Source organism: Nocardia sp. NPDC050713, from assembly GCF_040654315.1.
Taxonomy (GTDB): Bacteria; Actinomycetota; Actinomycetes; order Mycobacteriales; family Mycobacteriaceae; genus Nocardia.
Window position 1 is genome coordinate 88,348 of record NZ_JBFAHS010000003.1, and the last position, 18,668, is coordinate 107,015.

Sequence of the window (18,668 nt, forward strand, 5' to 3'; positions counted from 1 at the left end):
CTCAGGACTGCCCGACCGCGGTCGCGGGCGCGAGGAGCCCGTCCAGTTCGGCCAGCGCGGCATCCACGGCGGCCGTCAGGTGCTCGATCGGCGGCAGCTTGTCGGCGGCGCCTAGCACACCGAGGAACAGCTCGTCTCGGTAGCCGAAGCAGGTGAAGTTCAGCGAATTGCCATGCATCAGAAGAGATATCGGATACATCGCGTCGAGCCGCGCACCGTCCCAGAACAGCGTCTCCCGCGGGCCGGGGATATTGGAGATTCCCATCGGGTGCGAGGACGGAGCCGACCGGATGCCGAGCAGCAGCGCGAAGACCCACGGGAAGGTGGTCGCCAGGCCGTATCCGATGACCGCGCCGGGCGACATCGCGCCCATGTGGCGCTTGGCGGTGTCGATCGCGTCCTTGACGGCGGCGAGGCGTCGCACCGGATCCTCGACGTCGGTCGCCAGCGCCGTGAACATCAGCCCGGCGCGGGTGCCGACCCGCTGGTCACCGTCGCGCAAGTCGGTCGGCACACCGGCGGTGAGCGGGCGCTCGGGCAGTTCGGCGTGGTCGGTGAGGTAGTTGCGCAGCGCCGTGGCGACGAGGTACAGCACCAGATCGTTGACAGTGCAGTCCGCGGCACGCGCCAGCCGTTTGATCTCGCTCAGCCGGTAGCGGCGCAGCGAGAGATCGCGCGCGCCGGTGATCGGACCGTCGAGGACGGAGGGCGGTTGCCGATAGGTCTGCTGCGCCGTCGCCCGTCCGGCCTTGCGCCGCAAGGCATCCCGCGCCGCACCGGCGACCCCGGCGAGTACCGCGAGGAACCCGCGCATTGCCGTGAACAGCGAACTGATCCGGCTCGCGCGCGTCGAATCCTTGGACTCGGGTCCGATGGTGAAGAACGGCGGCAGGCCGCGCGCCTCGGGGTCGGTGGAGAGACCGCCGGTGATGACGCGCACCAGCGAAACACCGTCCAGCAGACTGTGATGCGCCTTCAGCACCGCGGCGAAGCGATCCTCGGACTGTCCCGTCACGAAGTGCAGTTCCCATGGCGGCTTGCCCAGGTCCAGCTGCTCGCGATGGACCCGCGTCACGAGCTCGACAAGTTCGTCGCGGCCCGCGCCCGCGGGCAGCGACCACTGCCTGATGTGGTCGGCCGGATCTATTTCCTCGACTTCCCTTACCAGGGCGAGCGATTCGGCGAGGCGGCCACGCACCGGCGCCAGGTTCCATGGCGGCGGTGCGCTGAACGGCGCCGCGTGCCGCGCCCGCCAGCGGCGCACGAACCCCTCGGCATCGCCGTCGGGACAGTGGAATTCCATCAGGAACGCCACGTGCATCGGCATCTCCGGCGACTCCAGCGACAACCAGGTCGCGTCGGTGGCCGACAATCGCTTGATCGCCATACCCCTATCCTCCGAACTCTCGGTCCGCCGACCGTGGCGCGAGGTCGAGCCGCAGGCCGACCGGGATGACGGCGAAATGGAACCGGTCGTCGGGCGGCGGCACACCGTCCGGGAGCCGGAAATCGAAAGTGCGACAGGCCATCGCGGCGACGCTCTTGACCTCGAGCATCGCCAGCCCGCGCCCCGGGCAGAACCGTGGCCCCGACCCGAAGGGAATCGAGACGTCGGGGCGGTGCGCCCGGCCGTCGGCGCCGCGTAGCCACCGTTCGGGGTCGAACCGCTGCGGATCGGCGAAGTTCTCCTCCTGGAGGCCCGGGTACCGCACGTCGACCAACACCCAGGTGCCCGCGGGCAACGCGATGTCGCGCAGCACGGTGTCGTGCACGGCCTCCATGAGCAGCAGGGGAGTGGTGGGTTGCAGTCGCATCGACTCGGCGACAACGGCTTCCAGATACGGCTGACGCTCGAGCGTCGAGGGGATCCTGGCTATCTCCTCCCGGATGCGTTCCTGCGTTTCGGGTTCGGAGGCCAAGTGGTAGAGCAGCCACGCCGTGGCGTTGCTCGTGGTGTCCTGTCCGGCGATCAGGATCGTCAGCGCCTCGGCGAACAGCTCATCGTCGGTGAACGATTCGCCGCCGTCGCTGGCGAGCAGGAACGCCTCGATGAAGTTGGTCGGCTGCTCCGGCGCCGCGGTGCGCGCGCGGGCGATGACGGCGTTCACCTCGGCGCGCAGCGCGTCCAGTGCCCGGTCCAGCGCGTGGTCGGCGGGCAGCTTGACGTAGCGCCAGTACGGGAACGGAAGGTTCAAGCGGCGGTTGATCATCGGGAAGACGTGCTCGAGGTGTTGCTGGATGACGTCGCCGGACTGCTCGAGGGTGTTGATGTCGTAATCGAAGGTCAGCTTGGCGGTCACGTCCACGGTGTACCGGGTCAGATCGGCGCGCACGTCCTCGGGCGGGGATGCCAGCCAACGCCGCCGTAGTCGCTCGGTGATCTGCTCCAGCGTCGTGTGGAACCGGGTGAGATGGGCGGCGTTGAACGCGGGCATGGCCAGCCTCCTGCGCCGCCGCCACGCCTCGCCCTCGGAGGAGAACAGTCCGTTGGAGCCCATCTCGCTCATGATCGACTCGATCGAGGACTGTCGGCGGTATGTTCCCGGACGCTGCCGCAGGATCTCCTTGCCGAGCTCCGGATCGCCGACCACGACCAGCCGCCTGCCCGGCATGCTCAGCCGGTAGACGGGGCCGTATTCCGCGCACCAGCTGTCGAGCTGCCGGTGCAGTCGCGTCGGGGTGAGTTGCGGGAGGTTGCCGAGCACCGGCCAGCCGTCTGGGCCGGGCAGATCCAGGAGCGACATCGGCGCGCGGAGCGGGACGGTCACCGGGCCGAGCCTAATCACAAATCGGGTGCTCGGCGCAATCGGAGACGAGAATTCATCGCGGGAGACGATGTTCGCGCCGTGCTTTTGTCACGAAGTAGCAAGGCGCACACATCGATTGGTGATCCCCCTCACTGACCGGTGGCGCCGAGTGGACTGCTGTCGCGGTCTGGTCGTAGTGTCGAAATCATCCGGTCGAGCCGGGTTTCTTTGGCCCCCTTGCTTTATCAGCGCCGTGCCGCTCCATTTCCCATGGGAGCCGCGGCCATCGGAGGAAATCTCGTATGAATCGCTCTCGAATACGCGCGCTCGGGGCCGCTCTCCCCGCCGGAGAATTCACCACGAACGAAGTGCTCGACCGCATGTCGAGCGGCGGCGAGTTCGATGTCGAACGCATTACCGGCATCGCACACCGGCATATGGTCGACCGCACCGAGGAGGACACCCTGACCTTGGGTGTCGCCGCGGCGCTCGACTGCCTGGCGGACTCGGGATACGACCCCGCGGACCTGGATGTGATCATCTGCGGCGGCACCACCGTGCACGACGGATTCCGGATGGTGTTCGAGCCGTCCGCGGCGGGGGAGATCGCCCGGCGCATCGGCGCGGTCAACGCCACCGGCTACGACGTCGCCAATGCGTGCGGCGGCACCATGACTGGTATCTACCTGCTGGACAACTTGATTCGCGCTGGCGCCGTCCGGACCGGGATGGTGGTGACCCCGGAGGTCATCTCGCCGGTCACCGAGGGTGCGCTGGCCGAGGCGGTGGACGCGCGCGACCCGCAGTTCGCGGCGCTGACGCTGGCCGACGCGGCCGTCGCGGTGGTGCTCGACCGCGCCGTCGACGAGGCCGAGGCCGTCCACTCCATCGACATGATCACCTGCGCGGAATACTCCGGCCTGTGCATCGCGAAACCCAGCGACAGCACCGAGAACATGATCATGCTGACCGACAACCTCACCATGCAGGCCGCGCCGCGGCGCGAGACCTGGGCGAAATTCCATCGCGACGTGCTCGCCAAGAAAGGCTCGACGTTCGCCGAGGAGAATTTCGACTACATCGTCTTCCATCAGCTCGGCGTCGGGTTCACGGAGAAACTGGCGGAGTCGGGCAGCAAGATCCACGGCGCGCCCATGCCGCCGCGGCTCGCGTGCGTCGAAAAGTACGGAAATACCGGAGCGAGCACACATTTCCTGGTGCTGCACGACTACCTGTCGCGCGGCCTGATTCCGGCGGGTTCGAAGATCTGTTTCGTGCCGACCGCGTCGGGAATGGTGTTCGGGGTGTTGTCGGCGACCATCGGTGAGTTGGTGAAGTAGATCGTGGTGACCATTCTGCGGAATTCGGCGGTGAGCGTGGATCCGGCGCTCGGCTCGATCGGCCACGCGGTCGCGGCGGCGCGGGAGTGCCTCGCCGGGGCGGGGCTGTCGGCGGCGGACGTGGACGTGCTGGTGAACGTCGGCGTGTACCGGGACGCCAACATCGTGGAGCCGTCCAACGCCGCGCTGATCCAGCGCGAGCTCGGCATGCACCTCGACTACGAATCCGGGTCCTCCCGGCCCGGTTTCTCCCTCGACCTGCGCAACGGCGCCTGCGGCGTGCTGAACGCGCTCCAGGCCGCGAACGCGTTGCTGGTCAATGGCACCGCCGAGCACGTCCTCATCGTCGGCAGCGACGCCCATCCCGGCGGGCGGGCGGACGCGGCCGACTTCCCCTATGCCACCGTGGGCGGTGCTTTTCTGGTGACGAAGGGCATCGATGACGCGACCGGGCTCGGCGCGGTGCACTTGCAGCCCGCCCCGCGGCCGGAGGGCGCGCATCCCGGCGTCGCGGGCTATCTCGACTTGAAGGCGATGGGCCGCGACGGCGCGCGCACGATCACCGTCGACGTCGCCGACGATTTCGCCGAGCGGGTCACCGACGTGGCGCGCACGGCGGTGCGGAACTACCTCGCGAATCACGCTGATACCGCGAGGGATTCGACAGTGCTTGTCACCAACAACCCCGCGCCGGGCTTCGCGGCGACGCTGGCGGCCGACTTCGGCTTCGCGCGCCACCACCAGGCCGATACCGGGTCGCGGAACGCCGGAAGCTCCGGTCTCATCATCGCCTACCACCAGCTGATCCGTTCCGGTGCAGTGCGCGAGGGCGACCAGTTGCTGCTCGTCGCGGGCGGATCGGGGCCGACGGCGGGCTGTGTCGGCTACCGGGTGCCCGTCGGCGGTGCCGGGTGACGCGCGCGACCGGATACGCGGACCCGAGCATCCTGCTCGAGCACCGGATCGCGGAACGGGCCGACGCGCCCGCCATCAGCTACCCGACCCGCGCGGACGCGGCGAGGGCCGATCGCGGCGCCGACCTGCGGTTCGCGACCATGACCTACGCCGAGCTGGGGCGGCGGGTCCGCTCCTACGCGGCGGGCTTCGCGCGGATCAGAATCACCAAGGGCGTCAAGGTCATCGTGCTCGTGCGCCCCGATCCTGACCTGTTCGCGGTGCTGTTCGCGCTGTTCCGGGTCGGCGCGGTGCCCGTGGTGGTGGATCCCGGCATGGGTGTGCGCCGCATGCTGCACTGCTTCCGCAGCGTCGGCGCGGAGGCGTTCATCGGGATCCCCGAAGCGCACGCGGTGCGGCTGGCCGCACGGCGCACGTTCGGCTCGATTCGGGTGCACGTCACGGCGGGTCGGTCGTTCTGGGGCGGCCACAGCCTGGACGATCTGCGCGCCGAGCCGGAAACGCCGGCGGCCGAACATGATCCGGACGACCTGTTCATGATCGCGTTCACCACCGGAAGCACCGGTCCGGCCAAGGGCGTCGAGTTCACCAGGTCGGGATTCGGCGCGGCCCTCGATGTTGTCGCCGAACTGCACGGCCGCCCAACTGGTTTCGTCTCGCTCACCTCGGTTCCCCTGTTCGGGCTGTTCGATCTGCTGCAAGGTGCGCACGTCGTGCTCGGTCCGGTCGACCCGGTGCGCGTGTCGAAGGTGAATCCCGCGCTGCTCACCGACGTGGCGAGGTCCTTCGGCGCCACCGACCTCACGGCCTCGCCCGCCCTGCTGGCCAGGCTCGGTGAGCATTTCGCCGAGACCGGCGAGAGCCTGCCCGACATCGCGCGGGTCATCTCCATGGGCGCTCCGGCGAATCTGATTGCGCTGGAACGCATCCGGTCCGCGCTCGGCGACGACGCGCGGATCTTCACCACCTACGGCGCGACCGAGGCGCTGCCGCTGACCACCTTGGAATGGTCCGAGCTGGACCGAACGCGCGCCGCCACCGCCGAGGGCGCGGGCGTGTGCGTCGGCCGCCCACTGCCGGAGAGCAGCGGCGGGACCCGGGTCCGGATCATCGGCGTCACCGACGAGCCCATCGCCGACTGGAGCGAGGACCTCGTCCTGCCCGCCGGGCGGATCGGCGAGATCGTCGCGAGCGGACCGCAGGTCAGCCGCGCCTACCACCGCAATGCCGCCGCCGACGTGCGGCACAAGATCGACGAGCGGCTGGCCGACGGTGGTATCCGGCGCTGGCACCGCACGGGTGACCTGGCACGTGTGGACGAATCGGGCCGCCTGTGGTTCTGCGGGCGGCTCTCCCAGCGCGTGCGGACCGCCGACGGTGACCTGTACACCGTCCGGTGCGAGCAGATTTTCAACACGCACCCGGAAGTCGCCAGGACCGCGCTGGTCGGCGTCGGCGCGCCGGGTGAACAGATCCCGGTGCTGTGCTTCGAGCCCGCCGTGGATCTCTCGCCCGCCGAACTCACCCGGGTGCGGCGCGAACTGTGGACCCTCGCGCAGCACAGGGCGGAGACAAGGCGCATCCGAACCTTTCTGCCGCACAGCGAGTTTCCCGTCGACATCCGGCACAACGCGAAGATCGGGCGGGAGCGGCTGGCGCGGTGGGCCGCGGATCGGCTCGGCTTCCCGCGAACGAAAGGAACGGACCGATGAAGGTTCTCGTCACCGGCGCGACCGGATTTCTCGGCAGCCACGTCGTCGACGCCGCCACCGGCGCGGGCGACGAGGTGCGGGCGCTGGTCCGCGCGGGCAGCGACCTCGGTTACCTGTCGGGCGTGCCGGGTCTCGACAACGCCGTCGGCGATCTCGGCGATCCGGACTCGCTGCGGGCGGCCTGCCACGACGTGGACGTCGTCTACCACAGCGCGGGACTCGTTTCGGAAGTCGGTGCGCGGGATCAGTTCTGGCGCGCGAACGTCGAGGGCACCCGCAACCTGATCGCTGCCGCTCGCGATGCGGGCGTTTCGCGGTTCGTCTACGTCAGCAGCCCGTCGGTGGCCACCTCCTACGAGACCGACCGCTTCGGCATCGATGAGTCCGAACCCTATGTCGACGCGCCCAAAAGCCTCTACGTCGCAACAAAGGTGGTGGCCGAGCAGTACGTGCTCGCGGCCGACTCGCCCGGCTTCACGACCTGCGCGCTGCGGCCGAGGATGATCTGGGGCCCGCGTTCGGCCGGATGGATGAGCCTGCTGCTGCGCAAGCTGAAAAGCGGTCGGCTGCCGGACCTTTCGGGTGGACGTCGGGTCATGGCGTCCATCACCTACTGCGAGCACGCGGCGGCCGCCTGTCTGCAAGCCGCCCGTTCCCCGGCGGTCGCCGGAAACGCCTACTTCCTGGCCGATCCCGAGGACATCGACCTGTGGGAGTTCGTCCGCGACCTGGCCGTCGCGCTCGACCTGACCCCGCCGACCCGCACCGTGCCCGGACCGGTGTTGGATGCGGCGATCGCCGTCTTCGACACCATTTGGCGGATACCCGCCGTCAAGGAGCGGTGGGCGCCGCCGCTGTCGAGCTGGACCACGGCGGCGCTGACCGTCTCCAGCACCTACGACACCTCCGCCGCCCGTAAGGATTTCGACTACAACCCGACCGTCTCCCGCGACGCGGGCCTGGCGCGCTACGTCGAGTGGGTGCGCTCGGTCGGCGGCGTCGACGCCGTGCTTGCCCGCGGCTGAACGGATTACGAGGAGGTTGGTCTCGTGACATCTCTGCTGCGGGGACGCCGCGCGGGCATCGAGTCCGCGGTGCCCACCGCGCCCGGCGCGCTGCCGTTCCTTGGGCACTGGCACCGCTTCGGCCGCACACCGCACCGGTTCCTGTCCACACTGTCGGCCCACGGACCGGTGGTCCGTATCGGAATCCCCGGCTACGAAACGTATGTCGTCACCGAACCGGAGCTGATCAGGGAGGCATTCACCGGTCTGTCGGATCAGGGCTCGATGATCGAACGCGCCGAACTGCTGCTCGGGGACGGCGTCACCGTCGTCTCCGGTGCGACACACCGGCGTTCGCGCAGGCTCATCGCACCCGCGTTCGCCAAGGCGCGAATCGCCCAGTACGCCACCGTGATGACGGCGATGGGGCGGGCACGGGCCGACCAGTGGCGCGACGGCGCGACGCTCGTGGTGAACGAGGAGATGCACGACCTCGCGCTGCGCACCGTGGCGGGCGCGCTGTTCTCCGGTGAACTCGGCGAGATCACCGCGCGGCGCGTGCACCGGCTGTTGCCCGAGGTCATGACGCTGCTCGCGCGCCGCGTCACCCGGCCCGCGTGGCTGGACCGGCTGCCCACCCGAGGTAACCGCCGCTTCCTCGCGCTGGTCGAAGAACTGAAGGACGCCACCGCCGACATCATCGCGGCCTACCGCGCCGACCTGGCCGCCGACCCGGCACTCGACCACGGCGACCTGCTGGACACGCTGATCCGGGCCCGCGACGACGACGGCGCGCCGCTGACCGACAAGCACGTGCACGACGAACTGGTGAACTTCCTCGTCGGCGGCACCGAGGCCATCGGCATGACCGCCACGTGGCTGCTCTACGAACTGGCGCGCAATCCGGAGATCGAGCGCGCCCTGCACGCTGAACTCGACGAGGTGCTCGGCGGACGACCCGCCGAACTCGCCGACCTGCCCCGGCTGGATCTGACCAAGCGGCTCGTGCTGGAAACGCTGCGCCGCTACTCGCCCTGGCTCACCGTGCGGCACGTGCCCGCCGACTACGAACTCGGCGGGTACCAGCTGCCCGAGGGGGCGATGCTGTTCGTCTGCCCGATCGCGGTGCACCGCGACCCGCGAGTGCACGCCGACCCCGACCGGTTCGACCCCGACCGCTGGCTGCCCGAGGCGACGGCAGGGATGTCGCGCGGCGCGCACATCCCGTTCGGCATGGGCGCGCGGCAGTGCCCCGGCAACATATTCGCGCTGACCCAGGTGGCATTGCAGATCGCCACCTTGTGCGGGCGCTGGCGGCTGCGGCTGGAGCCCGGATTCACGGCGCGCGAGACCGTCATCGGCGCGCTGGTCCATCCGGAGAGCCTGCCGATGCGGGTCGAAGCCCGTCGTGAGACGAACGGCGCTGGTCAGGAGGGTGGGCGATGAGCGAGGTCACCGAACGCTGTGAAGTCGTGGTGATCGGCTCCGGTTTCAGCGGGCTCGGCGTCGCGATCAATCTGAAGCGTTGCGGTATAGACGATTTCGTGATTCTCGAACGCGCGGAGTCGGTCGGCGGCACGTGGCGCGACAACGTGTATCCGGGATGCGCCGTCGACGTGCCGTCGGTGCTGTACTCGTACTCCTTCTTTCCCGGCGACTGGTCGCGGCTGTTCGCGACCCAACCCGAGCTGCGCGCCTACACCGAATCCGTGGTCGACGCCTTCGATCTACGACCCCACGTGCGGCTGAACAGCGAGGTCGTCGGTGCCGAATTCGACGAGACCGAGCACCGGTGGCGGGTGCGGTTGGCCGACGGGCGCGTGATCAGCGCGCGCGCCGTCGTCATGGGGTACTTCTCGCTGCACGTGCCGTTCGTCCCCGATGTTCCCGGCCGGGAACAGTTCCAGGGCGTTCAGATGCACTCCGGCTCTTGGGATCCCGGGTTCCGACCGGAAGGGAAGCGGATCGCCGTCGTCGGCTCGGGCGCGAGCGCCGTGCAGATCGTGCCCGCGCTGGCACGCGCCGGTGCGCACGTGGTGTCGTTCCAGCGCAGTCCGGCGTGGGTGCTGCCACGTGGGGATCGTGCGATCGCCGGACCGGTGCGGACGGTGCTGCGCAAGTTCCCGCCCGCGCGACTCGCGTTGCGCGGCATGGTGTTCTCGTTGCTCGAGCTGGTGCACCTGGCGGAGTTCCATCCCCGCTTGCTGCCGGTCTTCGAACAGGTCTGCTTGCGCGCGCTGCGTAACCAGGTGCCCGATCCGCGCACGCGGGAGAAGTTGCGGCCCGACTACCGGTTCGGGTGCAAGCGGCCGATGGTTTCCGACGAGTACTACGCGGCCTTCGCGCGTGACGACGTAGACCTCGTGACGGAGAAGATCGTCGACCTCACTCCGTCCGGCGTGCGCACCGCCGACGGTGTCGTCCACGAGGTGGACGCGATCGTGTGGGCCACCGGCTATCACGTCCAGGACTCGATCCCGCGCTTCCCCGACTTCGGGACGCCCACCTTCTCGCTGCGAGAAAGCTACGAGCGCAACGGGTTCGCCGCCTATCGCGGCATCGCCTTCGCCGGTCTGCCGAACCTGTTCTGCGTCACCGGTCCCAATACCGCGCTGCCGCACACCTCTCAGTTCCAGGCCATCGAACCCACCACGCGCCTCATCGCGCGCACCATCGCCCACATGCGCGAGCGCGCTGTCACCCGCTACACCCCGACCGACGTCGCTCAACACCGCTTCGTGGCCCACTGTCGCCGCGTTCTCGCCGACCGCGTCTGGACCATCGGTGGCTGCACCAGCTACTTTGTCACGCCCACCGGTACCAACACCCTCACCTGGCCGGGGAGCACCCGCAGCGTTCGCCGCGACCGCCGCCACATTCGTCCCGAGGACTGGGACCGCCGCCAGCGGGCCGTCGAATCCAGCACGCCCTGAACCGTTTTCGACCGCGCGGAGCGTAGTCGGGAGGGCGGCCTCGATTCTCTCGTGTGCCGTGTGCCGTGTGCCGTGTGCCGTGTGCCGTGTGCCGTGAGGCGTCAGCTACCGGCCGTCAGTGATCTGTCGACAGTGGTCAGAGTTCAGCCAACGGTGGTCAGCCGACAGTGGTCGGTGTCAGCTGGCAGTGGTCAGTAGTCGGCGGTCAGCCTTCAGCCGTCGATGATCAGCGGTCGGCGATCGACTGTCAGCGGTCGGCGACGAAAGCGTCGAGCAGGCTGCGGTAGACGTCGGAAAAGCGCTTGCGCGCGTTCTGCTGCTCGGCGGTCAGGCCGTCGGTCGAGTCGGGCCCGTACACGATCAGGTGGAGGTTCTGGCCCGGTGGTTCGGGCATCACGTCGATGATCTGACTGCCGCCGTCGCCCGACGCGGGCATGCCGAGGTCGACCGTCGACAGCGCCGTGAGCTCGGCCAAGGCCGCGTCGATCACCTCGCGCCGGACCGCGCCGTCGACCTGGCGCGGGGGAGTGCTCGGATTCCGTTCGGGCGCGATGGCATCCGGTTGACGGACGGCGCGGCCGTCGGCGTAGACCTCGAGCAGCGGACGCAGATCGATCCGTTCCTGCCAGCCGCCCGGCATCGTCGTGAGGGTGAGCAGCGCGACGGCCGACCTGGCGGGCACCGGCGCGGGAACGAGAACGGGCGGATGAGCCGCGGGCACAGGCGGATTCGTTTCCGGTGCGGGCGCGGCGGGGACCTTCGGCGTGGCCGGATCGGCCGCGGCGACGATCGAACCGGTCGCGAACAACATCGCGAGGACAACCAGGATCGACAACGTTCTCCGCATGAACATCCCATTTCGGCAGCGTCGGGTGATCGCCTCAACCGGACGGCGAGGGCGGACTCGCTCCGGCGCAGCGGCTTCGGACGCCGATGAGCGTAGCGCCCATGCGGCATCGATGCGGGCCTATGGTGAGTGCCGTCCGGCCGCGACGAGTCGAACCGACGATGCCGCAGGTCGATGCGGTGGTGGCGTGACGCGGTAGTGGTCCTAGGCAGGGCGATGCTGGGCGGTCGGCGCAGGGGTGTCGTGGTGCCGCGGCCACGGCAGCAACATCGGCACGCGATGCTGATAGTCGCGATAGCGCTCGCCGAACACCGCCACCAGATCGTGTTCCTCGATTTGCAGGGCGATCAGGATGTAGCCGGTCGTCGCGGCGGCGAAGAACAGGTGACCGGCCGTCATGGTCGGCGTCGCCCAGAACGCGACGAGGAAGCCGAGCATGAGCGGATGCCGGATCACGCGATAGAAGAGGCTGGTGCGAAACGGCAGGTCGCGGTAGGGCTCGCCACGCCAGACGAAATAAACCTGACGCAGCCCGAACAGGTCGAAGTGGTTGATCATGAACGTCGAGAGCAGCACGGTCGCCCAGCCGATCCAGAACAGCGTCCACAACACGACGCGGCCCGCGGTGGCCTCGACATCCCAGACGACGGCGGGCATCGTCCGCCACTGCCAATAGAGCAGGAACAGCGCCAGACTGGCCAGCAGCACGTAGGTACTGCGCTCGATCGAGGCGGGCACCACCCGCGTCCACCGGCGTTTGAACGCCGGACGCGCCATCACGCTGTGCTGGACGGCGAACACGCCGAGCAGGAGCGCGTTGACCACGATGGCCTCACCGATCGAAGCCTGCACTCCCGCGTCGACGCTGCGGGGAACCCAGAAATTGCCGACGAAACCGATCGCGTAGAGGAATGCGGCGAGAAACGCCAGGTAGCTCACGACGCCGTAACCGAATGCGAGATAACGCATCATCAGGTCCTTCGAAGTGGTCCGTGACGCACCGCGTCCGGAAGCACCGAGGGGAGGGTCACCGTTCGGGTCGGTCGGTGGAACGGCGCGATCTCCCGGAGGGAGCGCGACGCGACGGCCGCACGTCGGCGCGCTCCGGAAGCTGTGTGCGGGCGACGCGGCGACGCCTCCGTCCGCGCGTGCGGGGTTCGGGCGCCCGCGAGGCTCGGCGTGTTCCTGGTCGCGTGCGAACCCGCACCGAACTCGGCGGCGTTGCCGAGACGCGACCGGGTGACCGTTCTGGGATGCGCTCGATGCGACCACGCGTTCACCGCGGGCAGGCGATCGTGGAATCGCCGTCCGATCGGATACGGCGCTCGCCTTCGGGCGGGCTCACCGTAGCTGTGGTGCGTGAAGTCGCGCTGCCGGTCGCCGCAGCTGATCACCAGTTCACGGTAGATGGTGGGCGGGCGCGCGGACAACCCGCTCGCGCGGCATTCGCCCTGATCAGCCGGTGCGATCGGCGGGCCCGGTCGTGACGCGCGGCTCAGCGCAGCTCGGGCGGGTTGTCGAGGTCGGGCGCGGAGTAGGTGTCGCAGGCCCGCACCAGACCGGTGCGGTAGCCAGTCAGGAACCACTTCTGCCGCTGTTCGGACGATCCGTGCGTCCACGCCTCCGGATTGACCCGGCCCTGCGCGGAGCGCTGGATACGGTCGTCGCCGACCGCGGAGGCGGCCGAGAGGGCGTCGTTGATGTCGTTGTCGGACAACCTCCGCAGGAACGGCTGAGTGCCGCCGGGCGCGGGCGTCTTGTCCGCGTAGTACGCCCAGATACCCGCGTAGCAGTCGGCCTGCAGTTCGGTGCGCACCGCCGCGGACTCGGGTCCGCGCGGGTCGCGCTGTGCGCGGCCGATGTTGCCGAGCTGGTTCTGGATGTGGTGGCCGACCTCGTGTGCGACGACGTACTCCTGGGCGAGCGGGCCGCCGCTGGAGCCGAAGCGGTCGGTCAGCTCCTGGAAGAAGCGGACGTCGAAGTAGGCGGTCTGGTCGGCGGGGCAGTAGAAGGGGCCGACCTCGCTGGTGGCGTTGCCGCAACCGGTGGCTACCGCGCCGGAGAACAGCACGAGCTCGGGCTCGACATACTGCCTGCCCGTCTGCTTGGGCAGTTCGGCCGCCCAGACGGCGTCCAAGCTCTGCGCGGTGAGCACGACCCGGCAGTCGACGTACTTGTTGGCGTCCGCGCCGGTCTTGCAGTGCTCGGGCGTGCCCGCCGTGCCCGGCTGTGATTGCTGGGTGCTCTCGGCGCCGGTGAACTGGCCGAGGACCGAGCCGGGGTCGCCGCCGAGCAGTAGCGTGATGACCAGCAGGATCAGACCGCCCGCGCCGCCGCCGAGCGCGAGTTTGCCGCCCATGCCCGGTCCGCCGGAAGAGGCTCGGTCCGGGTCGATCTGCAGCCCTTCGTTGAACGTCATGATCGTCCTTAGTGGCGTTTCGTACGGTTGGCGGGCGACCTGCTGGCTACAGCTTGACACGGCCGCGCGGATATCGGTTTCCCCTTGACGAACGTGTCTAACTACGATGGCAACCGCATCCGGCGACACCCCGCCGGTGCCGGAGTCGTCGAAAGGAATCCCGTGCTGCGCACCCACTTGGCTGGTTCGCTGCGAAGCGAGCATGCCGGTCAGACCGTCACCCTCACCGGATGGGTGGCCCGGCGGCGCGACCACGGTGGCGTGATCTTCATCGATCTGCGCGATGCGTCGGGTGTGGCGCAGGTGGTGTTCCGCGAAGGCGAGGCCGCCGAGCAGGCGCACCGGCTGCGCGCCGAGTACTGCGTGCTGATCACCGGCGTCGTCGAGCAGCGCCCGGACGGCAACGAGAACCCCGAGCTGCCGACCGGCCAGATCGAGGTGAACGTGAGCAAGCTGGAGGTGCTCAACGAGAGCGCCCCGCTGCCCTTCCAGCTCGACGAGCAGCCCGGTGACGAGGCGCGCCTCAAGTACCGCTACCTCGACCTGCGCCGCGAAGGGCCCGGGCACGCCATCCGGCTGCGCTCGAAGGTCAACGCCGCGGCTCGCGCGGTGCTGGCGCACCACGAGTTCATCGAGGTCGAGACGCCGACGATGACCCGCTCCACCCCCGAGGGCGCCCGCGACTTCCTGGTGCCCGCGCGGCTGCAGCCGGGCAACTTCTACGCGCTGCCGCAGAGCCCGCAGCTGTTCAAGCAGCTGCTCATGGTCGGCGGTATCGAGCGCTACTACCAGATCGCGCGCTGCTACCGCGACGAGGACTTCCGCGCCGACCGTCAGCCCGAGTTCACCCAGCTCGACATCGAGATGAGCTTCGTGCGCCAGGAGGACGTGATCCTGCTGGCCGAGGAGATCCTGGTCGCGCTGTGGAAGCTCATCGGCCACGAGATCCCGACCCCGATCCCGCATATGACCTACGCCGAGGCCATGCGCCGCTTCGGCTCCGACAAGCCGGACCTGCGTTTCGGCGTCGAGATCACCGAGTGCACCGAGTACTTCAAGGACACGCCGTTCCGGGTGTTCCAGGCGCCTTACGTCGGCGCGGTCGTGATGCCGGGTGGCGCGAACCAGCCGCGGCGTCAGCTCGACGCCTGGCAGGAGTGGGCCAAGCAGCGCGGAGCCAAGGGTCTGGCCTACGTGCTGGTGAACGAGGACGGCACGCTCGGCGGCCCGGTCGCCAAGAACCTCAGCGACGCCGAACGCGAAGGGCTGGCCAAGCACGTGGGCGCGGTCCCCGGCGACTGCGTCTTCTTCGCCGCGGGCTCGGCGAAGGCCCAGCGCGCGCTGCTCGGCGCCGCGCGCGGCGAGATCGCGCGCAAGGTCGGACTGATCGACGAGAACGCCTGGTCGTTCGTGTGGATCGTGGACGCGCCGCTGTTCGAGTCCACCGCCGACGCGACCGCGAGTGGCGATGTGGCGCTTGGCCATTCGGCCTGGACCGCGGTGCACCACGCGTTCACCTCGCCGAAGCCGGAGTCGCTGGACACCTTCGACACCGACCCCGACTCGGCGCTCGCCTACGCCTACGACATCGTCTGCAACGGCAACGAGATCGGCGGCGGCTCGATCCGTATCCACCGCCGCGACGTCCAGGAGCGGGTGTTCAAGGTGATGGGCATCAGCCACGACGAGGCGCAGGAGAAGTTCGGCTTCCTGCTCGACGCCTTCGCCTACGGCGCTCCGCCGCACGGCGGCATCGCCTTCGGCTGGGACCGCATCACCGCCCTGCTGGCCGGCCTGGACTCCATCCGCGAGGTCATCGCCTTCCCGAAGACCGGCGGCGGCGTCGACCCGCTGACCGACGCGCCCGCGCCGATCACCGCGCAGCAGCGCAAGGAGGCGGGGCTGGACGTCAAGCCGGAGCAGGAAAAGGTCGAGATCAAGCTCGAGGTCACCGAGCCGTAGGCCGAGCCACGGCCGTCCGACGCGCCGTCCGCACGGAGTCGCCTGTCGCCTCCGAGCGGACGGCGCGTTCGCGTCGAGGGGTTTGCCTGTTCTCGGCGCCCCCAGGCCCCACCAGCCAGGAGCCGCTTCCCGCCGCGCCCGGCAAGGACGTGCCGTCGCCGCCTCTCGGTGCTGTGCGGGCCCAAGGGAATCGTTGGCTGCCGCACATGCGCAGTACGCCTCACAGAGTCGCCGGCTTTGTGAGGCGTACGGAAGGTGTGTGGAACGGAAGCTTTATTTTGTGAACCGGCCAGCTGGCGGTCTCGGCTCGGTTCTGGTCAGACCGGGGCGATGCGTCCGCCGGTGAGGGTGCGGTAGGAGTAGGTCACCGCGAGGATCGAGACGGGACCCGCGACGAGGAGTCCGATGCCGCACAGCAGCAGGCCGAGGAAGGTGATCATCGCGACGGACAGGGCGAGCAGAAACACCTTCCAAGCGTTGTTGACCACCAGGGTGGCGCTGGACTTGATCGCGTCGAACGGGCCGAGATCCTGGTCGACGACGAAGTGCAGCGCGAACATGCACAGCACACCGGCGACCAGTCCGGGTAATACGCACAGCGCCAGACCGATCCACGTGCCGAGGAACGCGAGCAGGGCGGTCAGCAAGACGTTTCCCGCGTTGACGAACTTGAAGTACGAACCGAAAACAGGTTTGGCGCCGTCGGTTTCGTACAGCGCTCCGCGCACCATCGCGGCCTGCAACAACCACAGCGCCGCCATCACCGCGAGGAAGAGCAACATCAGCGGCAGCAGCGAGTTCGGTTCGAATGTCTGGACCATCAACACGAATATCAAATAGATGACGACACCCAGCGCCGTAATTCCTAGCCATGGAGCGGGATTCGTTCGGAACTTTTCCAGCCCATAACTGATCGCGTGGCCGACGTCGAGACCGGTCGGCGTTCCTACCTGATAACCGTAGATAGGTTGTCCCGGTACCGCTCCCGCGGGCGTCGCGCCGGGCGGCATCGTACCCGGTTGCTGCGCCGCGTATTCCTGTTGCGCCCCGTATTCGTGCGGTGCACCGTATTGTTGCTGCGCTCCGTAGTGCGGCGACGCTCCGTGTTGCGGCGCGTCCGGCGACACGCCCGGCCCAGTGCCCGCGGGCCCGTACGCGGGCTGCGCGGCGACCGCGGGCGGCGGCTCCACCGGCTCGGCGCCGTATTGTGCCGCGCCCGGCCCCTCGAACTGTGGATACCCCGCTCCACCAGGCATTTCGTGGCGTGAGTGCCCCGCGCCGGATGGCGGTTCGTAGGGGGTACCGCTCTCGTGCTGCCCGGGCTGAGCCGCGAACCGCTCGCTTCCACCGCCCTGCTGGGGTGTGCCGCCTGTGGGATCCTTCGGTGCGGAGGACGGTGTGTCGGTCAATGTCGGAGACCTTTCGACGCAACTGGTTTGCGATGTGGCGCACAGCAGTTCACGATGAGAAAACCGGACGCGTGCAATGGTGTCAAGCGAGCACGGCTTTCGTCCGCGCCCGCGACACGAGACACGCCGAGCGAAGCGGAAAGGTTGCGTAACCGCTCGCTAGAAGTGACCCCATGCGAGTAGCTTGAGAGGCGATGACCGCACTATTGGCCGAACGCGCCGCCGAAGTCGTGTCCGCAGCACAACAGTTGCTCACAAAGCGAATGGGTGCTCCGGTGAAGCTGAGCGATCCGATGGAACTCAGCGGTAGTGGTAGGACGACAGTCCTACGTGTGCGTGTTGCCGAGAACTCGTTCTCGCTACCCCGGACGCTGATCGTCAAGCAGGTGCGCGGAGCCGCTCAGGACCGCCGCACCGGAGGCTTGGCCCCCGGCGTCGCGAGCATCGATTCGGCGTTCCTCCGGGAAGCCGTCTCCTACCAGTTCACCACCGCGCTCAGCCGCGAGCAGCGGCCCGGCGCGTACCTGATCGCGCACAGCCTGCCCGACCGCCTGCTCATCCTGTCCGATCTCGGCGAGAACGCCAGGATGACCGCGGTGCTGCAGTCCGGCGCCGAGCCCGCCACCCGCAACGCGCTGATGGCCTTCGCGCAGGCGCTGGGCCGGATGCACGCGGCGACCGTCGGGCGCGAGGCCGATTTCGTCGCGCTGCTGCGCCGCGTCGAGGTGGTGCACCGGGTCGACGGCATCGCCCAGCAGGCCGAGTCCGCGATCTCCGAAGTGCCCGGGATGCTGCAACGCGAGCTGGGCATCGAGGTACCCGGTGAGATCGCCGAGCGCATCGTGCGCGGCAACCGGCTGTTCTCGGCCGGGCGGTTCCGCGCGTTCAGCCCGTCGGACCTGTGCCCGGACAACGTCATCCTCAACCAGGAGGGCGCCAGGTTCCTGGACTACGAGTGGGGCGGCTTCCGCGACGCCACCCTCGACATCGCCTACGCGCTGGTCTCCTTCCCCGGCTGCCTGTGCGATTTCGAGCTGTCCAGGGATCGCGCCAGGCAGATGGTGGAGGCGTGGCGTTCCGAGGTCGTCGGGGTGTTCCCGGCGCTCGCCGACGACGAGGTGCTCGCCGAACGCATCCTGGAGGCGCGCCTCATCTGGGTGTGGCTCACCACCTACTGGTTCCTGCCCGCCGACCACACCCGCATCGCGGCCGCCCGCGAGCACGGCCTGTCGGTACCGCGCTCGGCGGCGCTGATCAACCGCTGGGCCGCGCTCGCCGAGGACGCGCGCTGCACCGGCGACGACGTGATCGGCGACTTCGCCGACGAGGTGTCGGCGATGCTGGAAGAGCGCTGGTCGGAGTAGTCGCCGGGCGAACTCA

14 protein-coding genes are annotated in these 18,668 nt (G+C 69.0%); 8 read left to right on the top strand and 6 right to left on the bottom strand.

Going from position 1 to position 18,668, the window contains the following annotated elements; translation table 11 throughout:
* Position 1: 1 nt before the first annotated feature.
* Together AB0H49_RS06905 and AB0H49_RS06910 are read right to left on the bottom strand one after the other, a co-directional pair.
* Positions 2 to 1,387, bottom strand: coding sequence for a wax ester/triacylglycerol synthase family O-acyltransferase (locus AB0H49_RS06905; RefSeq protein WP_357248157.1), 1,386 nt, complete (start codon positions 1,385 to 1,387; stop codon positions 2 to 4).
* A gap of 4 nt (positions 1,388 to 1,391) precedes the next feature.
* Complete coding sequence (locus tag AB0H49_RS06910; protein ID WP_357248160.1) at positions 1,392 to 2,768, bottom strand: cytochrome P450; 1,377 nt, start codon at positions 2,766 to 2,768, stop codon at positions 1,392 to 1,394.
* A gap of 281 nt (positions 2,769 to 3,049) precedes the next feature.
* On the opposite strand from AB0H49_RS06910, the gene AB0H49_RS06915 reads away from it, so the two are divergent.
* From AB0H49_RS06915 to AB0H49_RS06940, 6 genes are read left to right on the top strand one after another with little or no spacing between them, the layout of a single operon-like run.
* Positions 3,050 to 4,087 (top strand): 3-oxoacyl-[acyl-carrier-protein] synthase III C-terminal domain-containing protein, encoded by a 1,038-nt coding sequence (locus AB0H49_RS06915; protein ID WP_354999725.1) that lies wholly within the window; start codon positions 3,050 to 3,052, stop codon positions 4,085 to 4,087.
* Positions 4,088 to 4,093: 6 nt separating this feature from the next.
* Positions 4,094 to 5,002, top strand: a complete 909-nt coding sequence (locus AB0H49_RS06920) for a hypothetical protein (protein WP_357248164.1) — start codon at positions 4,094 to 4,096, stop codon at positions 5,000 to 5,002.
* The gene (locus tag AB0H49_RS06925; protein ID WP_357248167.1) at positions 4,999 to 6,714 is read left to right on the top strand and encodes a fatty acid CoA ligase family protein; all 1,716 of its coding nucleotides are present in this window, start codon (positions 4,999 to 5,001) and stop codon (positions 6,712 to 6,714) included. Before AB0H49_RS06920 ends, AB0H49_RS06925 begins: the two co-directional genes overlap by 4 nt.
* Complete coding sequence (locus tag AB0H49_RS06930; protein WP_357248170.1) at positions 6,711 to 7,739, top strand: NAD-dependent epimerase/dehydratase family protein; 1,029 nt, start codon at positions 6,711 to 6,713, stop codon at positions 7,737 to 7,739. Before AB0H49_RS06925 ends, AB0H49_RS06930 begins: the two co-directional genes overlap by 4 nt.
* Before the next feature lie 24 nt (positions 7,740 to 7,763).
* Positions 7,764 to 9,164, top strand: a complete 1,401-nt coding sequence (locus AB0H49_RS06935) for a cytochrome P450 (protein ID WP_357248173.1) — start codon at positions 7,764 to 7,766, stop codon at positions 9,162 to 9,164.
* Positions 9,161 to 10,651 carry an NAD(P)/FAD-dependent oxidoreductase gene (locus AB0H49_RS06940; RefSeq protein WP_357248176.1) on the top strand — a complete coding sequence of 497 codons (1,491 nt, stop codon included), beginning with the start codon at positions 9,161 to 9,163 and terminating at the stop codon, positions 10,649 to 10,651. The genes AB0H49_RS06935 and AB0H49_RS06940 overlap by 4 nt, the downstream gene beginning before the upstream one ends.
* Positions 10,652 to 10,898: 247 nt before the next feature.
* Here AB0H49_RS06940 and AB0H49_RS06945 read toward each other — a convergent pair whose 3' ends face one another.
* The 3 genes from AB0H49_RS06945 to AB0H49_RS06955 form a co-directional block, all read right to left on the bottom strand.
* Positions 10,899 to 11,498, bottom strand: a complete 600-nt coding sequence (locus tag AB0H49_RS06945) for a hypothetical protein (protein WP_357248179.1) — start codon at positions 11,496 to 11,498, stop codon at positions 10,899 to 10,901.
* Positions 11,499 to 11,702: 204 nt separating this feature from the next.
* Positions 11,703 to 12,470 carry a methanethiol S-methyltransferase gene (gene mddA / locus AB0H49_RS06950; protein ID WP_354999732.1) on the bottom strand — a complete coding sequence of 256 codons (768 nt, stop codon included), beginning with the start codon at positions 12,468 to 12,470 and terminating at the stop codon, positions 11,703 to 11,705.
* A gap of 523 nt (positions 12,471 to 12,993) precedes the next feature.
* Positions 12,994 to 13,917 (bottom strand): neutral zinc metallopeptidase, encoded by a 924-nt coding sequence (locus tag AB0H49_RS06955; RefSeq protein ID WP_354999733.1) that lies wholly within the window; start codon positions 13,915 to 13,917, stop codon positions 12,994 to 12,996.
* Between the two features lie 162 nt (positions 13,918 to 14,079).
* Between AB0H49_RS06955 and aspS the strand changes: the two genes are divergently transcribed.
* Positions 14,080 to 15,879: an aspartate--tRNA ligase gene (gene aspS, locus AB0H49_RS06960; protein ID WP_354999875.1), complete on the top strand. Its 1,800-nt coding sequence runs from the start codon at positions 14,080 to 14,082 to the stop codon at positions 15,877 to 15,879.
* A gap of 317 nt (positions 15,880 to 16,196) precedes the next feature.
* Here aspS and AB0H49_RS06965 read toward each other — a convergent pair whose 3' ends face one another.
* Complete coding sequence (locus tag AB0H49_RS06965; RefSeq protein WP_357248182.1) at positions 16,197 to 16,700, bottom strand: hypothetical protein; 504 nt, start codon at positions 16,698 to 16,700, stop codon at positions 16,197 to 16,199.
* A 782-nt stretch (positions 16,701 to 17,482) separates the two neighbouring features.
* Between AB0H49_RS06965 and AB0H49_RS06970 the strand changes: the two genes are divergently transcribed.
* Positions 17,483 to 18,652, top strand: a complete 1,170-nt coding sequence (locus tag AB0H49_RS06970; RefSeq protein WP_067780207.1) for a kinase — start codon at positions 17,483 to 17,485, stop codon at positions 18,650 to 18,652.
* Positions 18,653 to 18,668: the final 16 nt, after the last annotated feature.

What these genes read in the sequence shown, in the direction of transcription:
- AB0H49_RS06905 (WP_357248157.1), bottom strand. Translation starts at nt 1,387, where the DNA reads ATGGCGATCAAGCGATTGTCGGCCACCGACGCGACCTGGTTGTCGCTG.
- AB0H49_RS06955 (WP_354999733.1), bottom strand. Translation starts at nt 13,917, where the DNA reads ATGACGTTCAACGAAGGGCTGCAGATCGACCCGGACCGAGCCTCTTCC.
- mddA (WP_354999732.1), bottom strand. Translation starts at nt 12,470, where the DNA reads ATGATGCGTTATCTCGCATTCGGTTACGGCGTCGTGAGCTACCTGGCG.
- AB0H49_RS06970 (WP_067780207.1), top strand. Translation starts at nt 17,483, where the DNA reads ATGACCGCACTATTGGCCGAACGCGCCGCCGAAGTCGTGTCCGCAGCA.
- AB0H49_RS06915 (WP_354999725.1), top strand. Translation starts at nt 3,050, where the DNA reads ATGAATCGCTCTCGAATACGCGCGCTCGGGGCCGCTCTCCCCGCCGGA.
- AB0H49_RS06965 (WP_357248182.1), bottom strand. Translation starts at nt 16,700, where the DNA reads ATGGTCCAGACATTCGAACCGAACTCGCTGCTGCCGCTGATGTTGCTC.
- AB0H49_RS06945 (WP_357248179.1), bottom strand. Translation starts at nt 11,498, where the DNA reads ATGCGGAGAACGTTGTCGATCCTGGTTGTCCTCGCGATGTTGTTCGCG.
- AB0H49_RS06930 (WP_357248170.1), top strand. Translation starts at nt 6,711, where the DNA reads ATGAAGGTTCTCGTCACCGGCGCGACCGGATTTCTCGGCAGCCACGTC.
- AB0H49_RS06940 (WP_357248176.1), top strand. Translation starts at nt 9,161, where the DNA reads ATGAGCGAGGTCACCGAACGCTGTGAAGTCGTGGTGATCGGCTCCGGT.